Annotated in this window: 3 protein-coding genes; all 3 read left to right on the top strand. The window is 34.6% G+C overall.

Translation table 11 applies throughout. The annotated features are described in order from the left end of the window. Positions 1–344 precede the first annotated feature (344 nt). From GQN54_RS01480 to GQN54_RS01470, 3 genes are read left to right on the top strand one after another with little or no spacing between them, the layout of a single operon-like run. Positions 345–3,950 (top strand): T9SS type A sorting domain-containing protein, encoded by a 3,606-nt coding sequence (locus tag GQN54_RS01480; protein ID WP_160631243.1) that lies wholly within the window; start codon positions 345–347, stop codon positions 3,948–3,950. 31 nt (positions 3,951–3,981) lie between these two features. Then, positions 3,982–8,562: a hypothetical protein gene (locus GQN54_RS01475; RefSeq protein WP_160631241.1), complete on the top strand. Its 4,581-nt coding sequence runs from the start codon at positions 3,982–3,984 to the stop codon at positions 8,560–8,562. 8 nt (positions 8,563–8,570) lie between these two features. Continuing rightward, complete coding sequence (locus tag GQN54_RS01470) at positions 8,571–14,006, top strand: RHS repeat domain-containing protein (RefSeq protein ID WP_160631239.1); 5,436 nt, start codon at positions 8,571–8,573, stop codon at positions 14,004–14,006. Positions 14,007–15,077: the final 1,071 nt, after the last annotated feature.

Raw genomic sequence — 15,077 nt, 5'->3', positions numbered from 1 at the left:
CATTAGCGTTTTAGAGTTAATGTTCCCTTTTTTATTGTATTAAATGTGATTGGAGTTGCTTTGACAGGAATGGGCAATTTTCAACTTTGATTTAAGACTCGATTAATAGGCTTAAAAAGGGCAATAAACTTCATTTCGTAATGATTTTCGAGGACTTTACTTACGAATCGAATTTAGGCAGAAAGTGGAGTAATAAAGACCAATTTAATTTAGAACGAATATTTTTCTCTCTAAAACCTTTGATACCAAAAAAATAACATTTGTTTTTTAACAAAACCTAACATTTTTTAATCTTTTTAATTTATGTTTGTTAATTAAATACCTACTTACTAAATCTGGATTAAATGGCCTTAAAACTCAATTCATTTTTCTTATTCCTACTATTTTTAACAACTTCTTTCGCTCAAACTTTAAATCTAAAGTCAGGATATTATCCAATTGAATCTAATATTGAAACCATTAGTTATGAGGATTTAGAAGATTCAAAGTACAATAATCACTACTATGTGTATGTCCATTTTGAGCGATTGCCTGATGAGCAAGCTAAATTAGATTTGAGGCTAATGGGGTTTTTTATTGATAGTTACATAAACAATAAAGTTTACTACTGTAAAATCAAGTCTGGTTTAAAGCTGAATACATTGAAAGACTATTCTGTAAATTCCATATTTACTGTTAAGCCTATCTATAAATTAAATAACCTACCAATTGATTTGGTGAATGGAACCTACGATGGAGAAGATTCTGTCGAGGTGGTAATTCAATCTCACTCAGACTTTAATGAGCAAGACTTGGAAATGCTTATTCAGAAAGTGAATGGACAAATAAATGACCAATATGCTTATTTAAATTTAACAACCCTAACTGTTAAAGAGAAAGACATTTTAGGTTTGATCTCTCATCCTTTGATAAAAATAATAGAGCCGAAAATATTACAAGAAAGAGAAAAACTCAATTTCTCAAAAAGTTCACCACCTTCTAGTATTGGTACCCAAATAAACAAATTAAATAAATTGAACTGGTTATACAAATCTAATCTAGTTGGTAACAATTATAATGGAAATGGTATTACCATTGCTATTGGTGAGGATGGTTACCCATGGCCGCATATAGATCTAAAGAATCGGGTTGGCACGAACCAAGGGAATAGCCAAATGAGTTTAAGATCACTTCTAGTAGCAGGTCTTAGTGGAGGTAGTGGAAACTTTTTTCCCTTGCTTCAAACTGGAGCTTGGGGAGCAGACCTGAGGTTTTCTCTTGGAAATAACGCCGTTTATGACTTACCCAATACAATATTAAATTCGGGAGTTAGCGTAGTTAGTACCACAAAATATGATTTTTGTAATTTAGGATACAATCTCAATTCACAATTAGTCGATAGGCAATCAAATGATTTTGGATTTGTCAATTATTCATTTTTTGCGGGGCATCAACTAGCTTTTGCCTGTTTTGCAAGAGTTGCAAGCATCGCTGGTGGATTTACAAGTAGCAAAAATGGAATTGCCTCAACAAACGGTCATGATGCCGTGGTAAAGGGTTTAAATGCATATGGTCCAACATTAGATGGAAGAATTAAACCTGATATTAGTGTGGATGTTAGTTCTTCATTTTACTTGGATACCAACAATTCCTATATGTCAAGCATTTCAGGTGGAGGTTACGATGGTATTGAATCAACTTCTATAGTTAATGGAACAATTGCAATTCTTAGTGAAATGTATATGGATCACAATAATGGACAAATGCCTCCATCGGGTTTAATGAAAAGTATCCTTCTGAATTCTGCTGATGATGATAAACTTTATGTAGGACCCGATTTTAGGCATGGTTGGGGATATCTTAATGCTAAAAGAGCTTCAGATATTTTATTGAAAAATCAATATTTCGCTGATTCTATCAATAACGGATTCAATAAGACTCATTATTTGAATATCCCAAGTGGGGTGAAACAAGTGAAAGTAATGCTGTATTGGAATGATAAAGAAGCAGCGGTGAACTCAGGTAAGGCTTTGGTGAATGATTTAGATCTTACAGTGTATAAAAGTGGGGTGACTTATTTGCCATTGGTTATAGACCTTTCTTCTCCTACTACTCAGTCACTATATTTTACACCTGCTGTACCTGGGTTGGATACATTAAATAATGCAGAACAGGTAGTGATAAATAATCCGAATTCAGGACTTTATGAACTTAGGGTCGAAGGGGGTTCTATTCCAGTTGGCTCTCAGGACTACTTTGTTACTTATGTTTTTGAATACAAGGATATTGTAATTACCCATCCCTTGCCAGGAGACGTTATAAAACCCAACAATTTGGAATCGTATTGCTGGGAATCCTATGATACAACTGGATTTTTTAAAATTGAATTATCAATTGATAATGGATTGACCTGGCTAAAATTAGCGGATTCAATCCCTGATAATAGTCGAGTAAAAACTTTAAACACTCCTGATGTCCATTCACCCAATGGGATAATACGGGTTTCAAGGAATAACCAAAGCACTACGATTTCGAATTTTGCTATTATGGATTACCCTCGAAACGTTAATATTACGTCTATTTGTCCATCCAACTTTGTATTAGAATGGAACAAAGTTGTTGGTGCGACCTCTTACGAGATTTCTTTGTTGGGTAACAAATACATGGATTCCATTATTACTGTGACTGATACTTTCGTAAAACTTCCTTACCCATCTTCGATGAAAGGATGGTTTGCTGTTCAACCCATTATAAATGGATTTAAAGGGATTCGTTCTTACGCGATTGAAAAAGGTACAACTGTTTTTAATTGCACTTTTCCTGACAATTTAGAATTAACCAGATCTGACCCAGGTGGGATTGCAATATTTGACTGCAAAGATTATAATAATCACAATATTGGAGTGACAATTAAGAACAACGGCTTAGTAACAAAACATAACCCCAGAGTGAGTTATAGTTTAAATAATGGGCCATTTGTGAGTCAAGTATTCCCTGGGACTATTTTAAGTGGAGATTCGGCAATCTTTTACTTTTCAAATATTGAAACAATTCCATCAGGTTTGAATACGCTCAAAATATATATAGATTCTACGAGTTTCTATGTTCCTGATGATACCCTCGACTTTAAGTTTAATTTATATTCCAATAGCCAAATAATTACTTCTCCGCACGTGCAAAATTTTGATTCATTCGTATTTTGCACGGGGAATTTATGTGAACAGATAAGTTGTAATTTGAGTCAAGGTTGGATTAATCCAACTAATTTAACATGGGATGACATTGATTACCGAATAATTAATTTTACTACACCTTCTTCAGGTACTGGACCATCTTCTAATCATACCCTCAATAATAGTGCAGGTAAATATTTATACACAGAAGCTACTCAATGTTTTAATAGTGAAGCTATTCTTTTATCACCATGTATTGATATTGCACCAACAGAAACCGTTGAGGCAAGCTTTTGGTATCATATGTGGGGTTCAGATATGGGTGCATTACATATTGATGTTATCGCTAATGGTGTTCTATTCAAAGATTATATTCCACCAATTATAGGCAATCAAGGAAGAAGTTGGTTTCAGTCTAAAATTAATCTCTCTCCTTTTAATGGTCAAATCGTAAATCTTCAATTTCGAGCGATAACTGGAAAGGGGTTTTATTCTGATATTGCTATAGATGATTTTGAATTATCTAATACAATAACTACAGACCTTCATGAGAGACCTCAAGATAGTTATGTAATATTTCCAAATCCATCCGATGGTAAATTCACTATTAAAAGTCAATTTCTACAAAGTCCAAAACAGATTAAAGTTTATGATTTGAATGGTCGTTTGATTCTTACAGATAAAATTCAAAGTAATATTCACCAAATTGATCTGGTAAGATTTGGGAGAGGGATTTACTTTCTTGAAATAGAGGGAGATGTTAACTCCGAATTTCACAAACTAATTCATCAATTCTAGCATTGTCTTTTTTTTAATATATCAATTACTAATGAAAAAAATAAACCTAACCTTGATAGTGATTATACTAATTCAATTTCTGCAATTAAGAGGACAAGACTCTCCAATTGCCTTAGATCTGGAAAAACATGTAGATAAGTTCACTGGGGATTTAAACTATAGTATTCCACTCAATTCATTGAAAGGCCCAAATGGAGAAAGTTTTCCTTTTGTATTGAATTATAGAAGTAGTATTGGTGTTGACCAAGAGGCTAGTTGGGTTGGTTTGGGATGGGATTTGGATATAGGCGAAATAGTAAGAAATGTTAACGGTTACCCAGATGATTGGTTAGGAGGTAGTGTAGTTAAGTTTATGGATGGTAAAGAAGATGGTCAGGTTTTTCACAATAAGATTATTGAGAAGGTATATGGATATGGACCAATTTACTTTAAAGATTTTCCTTTGAGAACAGGCCTGATTTATGACGATTGTCATATAGATGAACATCGGATGGATGTTATGACGAGTAGGGAAAATGTCAAATCAGATAGCGACCCGAGTTTTTATTATCCTGATTACGACAATTTTTACGCATCAGCACCTGGCTTTGGAGGAGAATTTAAAGCTTACTTATTTGATTATGCGTCTTTATTTGTAAATGAGAAAGGGGGCAGCCAACTATATCCTGGTTTTCAAAGATTTACAAAGAGTGCTCAATTTCGATTTTTAGGTGAAGGACTTTCTAAGGTCGAAGTACCATATTATAATGAGACTACATATTTATTGTTGGAAAGTGGTAAGCATGGAAGTAATTATAGTTGGCCAAATAATTCCAATTTATTTGATTTATGCGTAAAAGATCCCCAACAAATTGGAATTAAAGATTACACAGGAGATTATAATCCTGCGCGTTCTGATGAGAAACAACGTGTAAGCGGAGGGAGGGTAATTGAATATTTTACAAACCAAGAAATTCGCAACCATTTTTATTCTAGTAATACCTCTGATTATATTGAGGGATTCTTAGAGTTGGAAATTCCTATTATTTTGGGTGAGAATGAGCCTGATTATTCAATAAGAGGCAAGGCTGTTTCGAATGTTCCAAATGGGATAGGGGCATATAGAATTACTGATGTTGATGGTATGGTCTATCATTATTCTCTTCCAGTTTATACTAGCGCATATCAAATTCAGGAATTCGAAGTTAATTCGGTTGGAGCTCCATTAACAGAACAGACTGAATATTGTGATGATGTACCTGTTGAAAGTTATAAAACACTCATACATAGCCAATCACCTTACGCAAATTCTTGGAAATTAACTGCAATTACTGGTCCTGATTATATTGATGTTAATCAAAATAGTTTTCCTGATGAGGGAGATCTTGGGTATTGGATTTCAATTAAGTATGGTAAATGGACAAAAGATAATTCACAACACATTGAAAGAATTCCTTATTATGGATATAATTTTAGCAAAGGCTATAAAAAGTTCTGGAATCATTCTAAAACCAAACTTTTTAGAGATGAAGGTGAGTTGATTAATCGAGCATCTATTACAAATGAAGTGAACGAACTGTATTATCCCAACTACATTAAGACTGCGACGCAAACAGCTTTTTTAATTAAAGATATTAGGAATGATGCCATTGGTGCACCAAACCCATTAAACAGTAGTATAACTCCGAAACTATATTTGAAGGAAATAATAATATTAGATAATGAAGACGTAGATAATATGAATCTTTTTTCAAATTATTCCTCAACTTATCCAAGTCATCCTTTTTTAGGGAGTTATTTAAATTTAGATAAGGTGTTGAAATATACGGACTATGTAGCAGATTCAGCTAGGATTAACCAATATATTTTAAGTTCCATAAGTTTCAATACCAATTACTCTTTGGCTAAAGGAGTCTATAATAATTTTGGATATAATCATAGTTCGGTGGTTCAAATGGAGAATAATAATGTTGAAATATATTCTAATCCTGTTTTAAATTACGTTAGTAATAATAGTGTAAATGATCATTTAGGAAAGTTGACCTTGAACGGTATTACTTTTTATGGCTACAAAAGAAAAAAGATTCATAGTAAGTCACAGAATGTGGAATCATTTCATTTTAAATATACAAGGGATCCGAAAAGTTCCAATGCTTTTAATCAAGACGATGGAAATCCAAATTATGATTACAGAGGGAAGGACTATTTTGGGACTTATCGTAACTTAATGTTATCAGATGCTAGATACCCAAATAGTTTATCCTCTTTCGAAGGGTTTTTAACTGATGATAATATTTCATTTTCAGATGCTTGGTCATTAAAGTCAATTCAACTCCCAACACAAGGGGTGATAAATATAGATTATGAATCTGACGACTATACTAGAGTAGGTTCAAATTTAGGAGGGACCTATACTCCATCTCGTTTTTTTAAGGCTAATATTTTTCAAAATGAGAGTGGGAGTCTCAAGAGTTTAATAATGAATAGGCTAGATGGATATTTTACAAATAATGGGTCAAATGTAGAGGAGGTTAAAGTATTGTTTAGCCTAAAATGCGCCCAAAAACCTGGAAGTTTAAATTACTCTACTTCAAAAATGGGTAATCTATCTTTAATTTCGAATTTAAGTAATGAAATATTAGAACTTCCTAACTATAATTCGTACGCAAGAGCATGTGATCCTAACGGAACTGACCGGTCAACCACAATAATAAATGGATCTAAAGCTCTTGTTATTTTTAAGTTAAAAAAAGCCTACGGTGGAGGCGTTCGAGTAAAATCAATAAGCTACCTTAATCCAACTATTACAGGTGAAGAAGAGTATTTTTTAGATTTTAAATATAAAAACGGATTTGTTGGAAGAGAGCCAGGTTCATTCTCTACTTCGAGTATGAAGTATTATAATAATTTTCATTCATATTCAAGTCCAGCGCTCGCTCAAGTAGACCGTTTTTCTCCTATTTCGAGTGTAGGGTATGACTCTGTAGAGGTTATACCTAGAAGATTATCAGTGAATACTAATGAAGTTGAAAACACAATTGGAAAGAAATTATATACCTTTTTTAATAATTCTGATTGGTATAGGATGAGTATAACACAAGGGAAAAAGTTAACATATGAACAGTCTTCTGGAGCTATAAATCGTAGAGAGTATAGTTATGTGATGTCATTTTTAAAAGATATTGGTAAATATGGAAGACCAATATCAACATTGGTATATGATAGAAATAACAATCAGCTCTCTAAAACTACTTATAGATATAGCAGTGGACTGAGTGGTAGTGATTATGGATCAATGGAAGAGGTTTTTTATCGTTTTTCAGGAGAAAATGTTAATAGTTATAGTGGGGCTATTACATTTGAGGGAGCTTTTATTAAGAAAGAACGTAATGTTTTTTTGAAAGAAATTGCAGTAGAGGAAGGGAATGTAAATACATTTCAGGCGTTTAGTGATATCGATAAGTTAACGGGTCTTACAACCAGCGTTTTATTTTCAAATAACACTGCAAGCCCGTGGTATAGAACTTTAAAACTACCTGCATATAATGAATACTCTAGTATGGGGTCCAAAATTGATAATCCAAATAATACAAACCAGTTAGTAGTTCCTAGTTTAGTAAAAACTGGGGTAGAAAAACATACCAATGCAAATTATATATTTTCAAATACAATTAAATGCAGAAAATTTAAAACGACTGCTGGGGAGTATGAATATGTTAGTCAATTAAACAAAAAATGGGTTGCAGTCAAGTCTTATCAATCAAATGGAGAGACCTTGCCTGAGAATTGGGATCTTGAAATGAATTTTACTTTATTTGATGAGAATCACAATATACTAGAGTCTAAAGATGGTTCTGATAACTATCAAGCGAACAAAATTGCGAGCAGCAAGTTGTTTGTGGTTGCAAAAGGCACAATGACAAATTATGCTAGCTTTTTTCATACCAGCTTCGAGTATAAAGAGGAAGATAATTATTATGATAATGAAATATATTCTTCAGCAGGGATTGCGAACTCACAAACAGACTTTCAAAATTCTGGGATTCATGGTCACACTGGCAGTTATGTTGCAAGGATTGCAAATGGAGAAACGCTAAAATATAGTGTTAAACGATCTACTGCAAATGTGAATGATGAAGTAGTAGAGCAGGGTATTTTACCAGGAAGAACTTATGAGGCATCTGTTTGGGTGCATACCTCTAGTCCAACTAATGCTGTTTTGGAGGTAATAATCGATGGGATTTCGTTGAGTCAGACCTTTAGTAGTTCCGTTTCAGTTACTAAATCAAACAGTGAAAATCTTATTATCGGTGACTGGGCATTAATGAAGGTGAATTTTGAAGTACCTGAAGACTTTACCACACCAAACTCCAATCATGGAATCACTGTAAGTTGTAAAAACACCGATAGTCAATTGGCGTATTTCGATGATTTTAGATTGCAACCCGTTGATGCAGAGGTTGAGGCTTTTGTTTACGATTATAGAAGAGAACTACCTTTATTTGTTTTGGATAATGAAAATTTTTATTCAAGATTTGAGTATAATCCTGCTGGAGCAGTAGTGAGATCCTACAGAGAAACTGAGCTAGGTGAGAAAATAATACTAGAGACTACTAACCAATATCCTAAATAGTTACTCTTATGAATACTAAAATGAAATATTTAAGTTTATGTCTGTTGTTTGTCATTCAGTCAATTGGATTGCTAGCCCAGGTTACTCAAGTATCGCAAGATGATAAAAATTATCAAATACAAAAAGTATATGATGACAATGGCGATGTGATTTCCTATGTACAAGTTTATAAGGATAAATTAGGTAGAACAGAACAAGTGTTGACTAAAGATCTGGAAAATAATAGAGTATTGGCTCAACAAACCATTTATGATCATCTTGGTAGAGCAGCTATTCAATCTTTAGTGGCTCCAATATATACTGGGACTACTGAAATGTATTGTCCTGATTTTATGAGTAATGGGGTTGGGACAAGGTTTTTGGCAGACGACTTTGATCAACCAAATACTTCTAATAATTTAATAGGTGAGCAATTTAATCCATCAGCTGTAAGTAATGATATTAAAGGAACTCTAGGATGGTATTACAGTAATCAAAACGATGAGGAGGCCTACGTCCCTGCTTCAAATTTTCCTTATAGTCGAGTGGTATATTCTAATGATCTTAGGAGTAAACCAATTCTGGCTGCAAAAGCAGGAATAAATAATAAAATGGGGAGTGGAAAAGAAAAGCGTATATTTTACACTGCTGATTCAAGAGAGTTAAAATATATACTTCCGAATAGAGTACGTTCTTTTAAAACAATTACAGTTGATGAAAATGGATTAGAAGAAATAGCTTATTCGAACTCATCAGGGGCAATAGTAGCGAAATGTTACAGTGGATTAGAAAGTGTCTGCAACCCGCAAGTAAATCGATTTAATTTGGATTACGTAAAGCACAAATCAGAGGACATTCATGTACCTAAAAATGGGCAGTTATTTTTTGAAATAAACTTAAGAGCTCAAGAAGTTCCTAATATACATTGTGCTCCTATGCAACCTCAAGACCATGTTAAAATTATTTTAACTGATTTGATGACAGGACGTAAATTAATCGAGAATCAGGATTTTCTTTACAACCCTAGTGTTACTAACGAAGTAGTTTTTATTAATAATTATGCTAACACCTCTCGATTTTTGAGGATCAGCTTTTCTTTTGATTCGAGTCTACTGAGTTGCTATGAAGGAATAGAATTTTTGCCTAAAGAAAGATTGCCTATTCAAAAGGTGAAAGTAGTAACAGATTATAGTGATTGGACGCTTTATTCGTATGACTATGAGGGATATTTGATTAACATTGTTCCTCCTTCTGTTGTAGGATGTCCAAGCTATAACCCTGAAATAGTTGACGAAAGCTTTAATGAAATTAGTGTGTATAATCCAAGTCAAGCTTCGCCTACATATATAAGGAATATTATTGGAGAATCAAATGAGAATGATTTAGTCTTAAAAACTTCAATGGAATTGGATTGCACATTTCCAAGTGAAACTTTGAGGGATTATAAATTTTCTTTTAAACTAATGGCAGGAGCTTCGCATTATCGACCTGACGAAGAACCGGAATGTGATTACCCTGATACGGGAGTTGAAGTAATTCTTGGACCTGAAGTTGAAGGCGAGAGTGAGGGAGAAGGTGGAGATGATGATTTCGACCCTGATTATACTTATTTTAAGGATTTAGATGAAGAGTATGAATTGTCGCGTTTTGTTGAGGATTTGGTATACGGAACTCCAATAAAACCTGAAATTTTGACTGATGAACCTCTAGAGGCCGTAGAATACAATGATAAATTAGATGAGTATGTTGCTCAAAACGGAGGGTTTAAGTTGCCTGAAACAATTAATACCGCATTTGAACCAATGGATGTAATCAGTGGTAATGTAGATCGAGTTGCTTTTTCAGGTTGGAGAAGCTTAGTCATTGGAACTGATCCGGATTATTGTTTTTATCCCGATCGACATTGTAATGATGGAGTTTGGAATTGTGGTGAGGATGGAACCGATTTTGGAGGTTCATGTCCCCCTCCTAAAGATGGTGGTAGGAATCCAGGCCCTATAAAATGTAATGGTAGATATATTAAAAAACGAGGTACTTTTCGTCTGGTGATAGAATCTCAAGCCTTTAACCGTGCATCATCGCAATGGGAGGCAGTAGATTTGTTAGAAGGAGAGAGTCTAGGCAAGCAAAAATATCCCAAAGTGTCATCTAAGACGCTTTATGTAGATTCTAAATATGATTGTACTTGTGCAACCATGTTATTCTTAAATGGACAATCCGTTTATGAAGGAGAGTTGGATAATGATTTTATTTTGAGCTATAGTAAGATTAGATTAGTGGTTACAGAAATTAGGTATGCTCCTTACCGAGAGGCTTTTTTGGATGTATATTCTCCGCTTGACTACAATGATCCTTACCAAAGCCTTATTGGCTATTTTGGAGCCCTTTTGAAGGGTGAGTTTAACATAGCACCTAAAGTTGATCCACCAAATTATATTGATCCTGGAGTAACCTCATTTAACTATAATTTTTACGGACAATTAACTAGAGAGAAGACTCCAGATGAAGGAACTAAATATTTTACTTACGACAGTCAACATCGATTGAAATTTACTCAAAGCAGTGTTCAGGCTGTAGATGGTAGTTTTAGTTACGTTGATTACGACAATAGAGGTAGAGTAGTAGAAACAGGAGTTGGTAGAAGTAAACCTACTGGTGGTTTAGCATCAACTGTCCAGTTTGAAAATCAGGTTGATCCTAGGGTGATTTCACCTGGATTTACTAGCACCCTTGATTTGTTAGATGATCGCTTTGGAGAAAATGCCAATTTTCAGAAGCTCGAACGACATTTTATCGATTATGATATCAAAAGCAGTGATTTTCCTGTAGCCCTAACTGGTTACAAGCATCAGTTTTTAAAAGGAAAAGTGACCAGAACAGCCAATGAAAATATAACTAGCTGGTACGGATATGATCAACGTGGCAGAATCAGTTGGACAGTGCAAAGTGTGCATGCACTCGGTAAATTATTTACGATCAATTACACCTATAATGCTCAAGGAAATATTGAATTAGTAGATTACCAAAGGGAAGTTGCAGCCGAGCATTTTGTGCATCAATATGCCTACGATGCAAATGGAAGGTTAACTAATGTAATCACCTCTACTGAGAATGAAGAGAATGAATTTGTGAATCAGCAAAATGCGGCTTACGAATACTACCAACACGGCCCATTGAAACGGGAAGAGCTGGGGGAAGAGCTGCAAGGGATTGATTACGTTTACACCATTAATGGGCAGCTCAAGAGCATCAATAACCCGGCGGCTGCATCAAGAGACCCCGGAAAAGATGGGGTTGCTGGTTCGCCGCATGCCAACTTTGAGAAAGATATATTTGGAATGACCTTGGATTACCACAAAAATGATTACATAAGGAATAATACTGGAATCCAAAGCTACACCAAACATTCGTATGCGTTTCCATCGGGAGAATTGCAAGTGGATGAAGGATGGCATAATGGAAATATAGCGGCTGTTAGGTGGCAAACCAGAACACAAGTACATTCGGCTACTCCAGAGTTTGAAGGCAACCAACTCATTTATGCTCCTGAATACGATAAACGAAATCGACTAATAGCAGCCGTGTTTGGAACCATTACAACTGCAAATAAAGGCATTCAAAATACCTCAGAAGTGCCCGAACCCAATGTGTATTCTGGACCTACCCCAACTTATAGAAACGATTATAAAGTATGGGGAATTAAACACGATTGGAACGGAAACTTGACAGAACTAAAACGGAATGGAAACAACACTTCTGGATTAGCGATGGACAATTTAGTCTTGAATAGGGTTGGGAATCAGTTGCAATATGTAACTGATGCAGTAGCCACAACCACTAATTATGCAGGAGATCTAGAAAACCAAGCCTCTAATAATTATATCTATGACAATGGTGGCAGACTCGTAGAAGATAAGTTGGAAGAAAATTACATGGAATACAACAGTAGTAATTTAACCACCACCATTTATACCGATGCCGAGAAAACGATTAAAAAAGCTGAATACATTTATGATGAGCGAGGGACGCGGCTGATGAAGCGATTGTACTCTTTTTCAGCTCCAAGTGGAGGAGGCGGAGAAGGAGAAGGCACTGGAGAGGGAGAAGGTTCGGGAGAAGGTGAAGGCCCAGGTAGTGGAGAAGGTGAGCTCTATCTTTCATCAGAGCAAGTGTATATCCGAAACCACACTGGTAGTTTGATGGCAGTGATTAACCAAGAGTATACTTTTGAGCAAACCGCTACTAGTACTATCTCTTTGCCTACTTATGGAGCAGGCCAATTGGGAATGTACAACCAATCGGATGGAACTTACGAATACCATTTAAAAGACCATTTGGGAAACATACGAGCCACCATACAAGGAGAAAAAAATGGAGAATCGGAAATCAATTTGCTCAGTATGCAAGATTATTACCCCTTTGGATCACCCATGCCGGGCAGGAGCATAGCCAATACTGCGGCCTATAAGCAAGGTTACCAAGGGCAACAAGTAGATGGAGAAACAAGCTTTAACGCTTTTGAACTGCGATTATACGACAGCCGATTGGGCAGTTGGCTAACCCCCGACCCCTACCGACAGCACCTGAGCCCTTATATGGCCATGAGTAATAATCCGTTTAGCTTTATAGACCCTGATGGAGGCTTTGATGATGAAACTACTGGGTATGGACAGCCAGACCCGAATAGTGCAAGTAGAGGCGGGTATGTGAGTAGTAATGGTGGAGTGTCTGTTGCATTTGAGAATCAGTATTCAATGGTGAGTGATCATATAGCGTATTTGCAAGGTATCTCTGACAATTATGAGTTAAGAAATAATGTGGAATTGAAATATCGTTTTAAAACAGGAGAGTTTGGGTTTTGGAAGGACGGATATACTACTGACAGTAAGTTTCATTTTAAGCGTCTGGATACAAAAAATATGAAAGTTATCGCATCGGGAGATATTGATATTTTTACTGAATTTACTGCTGTTGACCTTTTTGGTTCAGGTCATGGAAGCGGTGATGTATACGGTGATGAACTTCTTAATACAGGGAAGTTCACAGAAGTTACAGGTGTGCTTTTAAGTCAATCAGGTTCTACTTTCAGGTTGACTAATGGAGCAAAAGGGAATATTAGTCCCAAAATGTATTCTTCAGGTTGGAATGGAGGAAGTAGAGCTAGGATTAAAACATATGGAGTAAAAGGAATAGGTTCTAAATTAGGTTTTGCAGGAAGTTTAATTACAACTGGTAGTGTAGTTAATGATATAATAAATGGAGACCTAACTGCAATTAATTATTTAGATGCTGGTGTTGGTATTTCAGGATTAACTGCAACTGGGCTTGGTTATGCAGGATATTCCATACCAATTGTAGGACAGGCGGCAGGTATCTATAGTGTTTGGAGAATGTCCTGGGATTTAGGTACATTATACGGACCTAGTAAGTGGTTTGGTAATAACGATAAAAAATGGTTTGAATAGGATATTTGAATAGGATATGAGGAATTGGTATTATTTAGTTTGGGCGGATGCAATAAGAAGTATAAGGAAAAATCATCCAAATGAAAAGCATTGGAAATCAAAGATATTTATTTATATAACTTTTATTCATTCATTAAACCTGGCTTTAATTGTAATGTGGTTAAAATATTTTAAACTAATTGAATTACCTAAGTTTAATATTGACTTGTTTGGATTGAGGCTTTTAGATGGTTCACTAACCTTTTTTATAGAATTTGGTACTTTATTTTTATTATTAAATTATCTTCTTATTTTTAGGAACAATCGATATGAAATATTATTAGAAAAATACTCTGAGTCAAAAGTTAGGTATTTTCTTGTATACTCTCTTAGTGTTTTGGGCTTAATATTATTGTCTATTATTTTATTAGGGATTATGAGGAAATAAACCATAAAATATGAGATTTTTAGAATATTTATATTGTAAGTATTATAGTTTTCAAGTAAGATTAGGTAATCGAGATATTGCCCCATTTAGTTCTATGCTAATTATAGTATTTACTTTTATGTTATACTATTTCAGTATTTTCTTTTTTGGGATCCTTTTTGTGCCTAAAGAATTTCTTAATATGAATATTTTCAAGTATATATCTATTTTTCTGTTCTTTTTTCTAATAATTTTGTTATACTTATTATTAGTTCATAAAGGAAAGTATAAAGGAATACTGGAAAAGTATGAGAAGGAATTAAAAGGAAAGAGGAGGCTTGGTGCTATATTATTTCCTTTATTAGCTTTCTTATTATTTAACCTTGGATGGATATTGAAAATGTTGCAAAATCAAGGGCGATTTTAGATATCATAAAGGGTAGTGTTCCAAAGGTAGCCTTTGAGATTTCAAAAAGTTAGATATCTTAAAAAGAGTTCTTTGAATAACTAGAGTTGAGTGTAGATTATTATTTAGGTTTGAATGAGAGCCCTTAAATGGCTCTCAAATCAAGTCAAAATAATAGTCGTGTCCCAATTGTCGGTTAAAACGGGTTGAAAGGCTTGTCAATAAAAGGGTAGAGATCTTTTTTGTTGTAAAGATAGAA

The organism is Acidiluteibacter ferrifornacis (assembly GCF_009909615.1).
Classification (GTDB): Bacteria; Bacteroidota; Bacteroidia; order Flavobacteriales_E; family Vicingaceae; genus Acidiluteibacter; species Acidiluteibacter ferrifornacis.
Note: the sequence above shows the minus strand (reverse complement) of the source record. Positions and strands in the feature narration are given on the sequence as shown.